This is a genomic window from Priestia sp. P5_B4, assembly GCF_056400385.1.
The window spans coordinates 1-821 of sequence record NZ_JBFULJ010001265.1; the positions used below are offsets into that span (position 1 = coordinate 1).

The 821-nt window shown below is 34.0% G+C and carries 1 protein-coding gene; it reads right to left on the bottom strand.

The features are described from left to right. Window positions 1-821 (bottom strand): YitT family protein (locus AC1DRF_RS30390; RefSeq protein WP_477742616.1); only part of this gene is annotated, 821 nt, incomplete at both ends.

An 821-nucleotide genomic window follows, 5' to 3' on the forward strand; every position in this document is an offset into this window, starting at 1 on the left:
ATTTCTTGGCAAGTAAGAACTGAAGCTATATCCGAAGTAATAATAAATGCTTGAGGGTCTAACTCTCTAATAATATCTTTTAGCTTTGTTTCCTCTAGCCTTGTAAAAACACATAAAATAACACGCCTATCTATACCACAATAAGAACCCTCTCCATGTAAATAAGTTACTCCCCGACCTAGTTGCTCTGTAATAGCCTCCGCAATCTCAGTATTATTATCACTTATGATATACACGGATTTCATAMCTTCCAAACCTTTTTCTACAACGTCAATAGTCTTAAAGGCAATATAATAAGTAAGCATAGAAAATAAAGCATTTTCTAATCCGAACACAAAGACTGCAATTGAGAAGATAATTACATTAACAAACATGATGATCTCACCAACAGAAAATGGTGCCCTCTTCTCAATTAAAATCGCTAATGTTTCTGTACCATCTAAAACGCCACCATTTTTAATTGTCAAACCTACACCGAATCCTAATGCCAAACCTCCAAAAACAACCGCCAGCAACTTATCATGTACAATAGAGTCAACATCATGCATGAAAGAAGTAGCTATAGAAAGAGCGACTATTCCATATAACATACTAAAAGCAAAGATACGTCCAATTTGCTTATATCCCAGGAAAAAGAAAGGTAAGTTTAAAATTATTAGAAAGATACTAAGGTTGATGGGTGTTATATGACTTAATATCATGGACAAGCCCGTTACGCCACCATCAATAATTTGATTTGGAATTAAGATAGCCTCTAACCCGTAAGCCATAATAAGTGAACCAATAGTAATGAAAAAAGCTCTTTTGACAATATTTTTAAC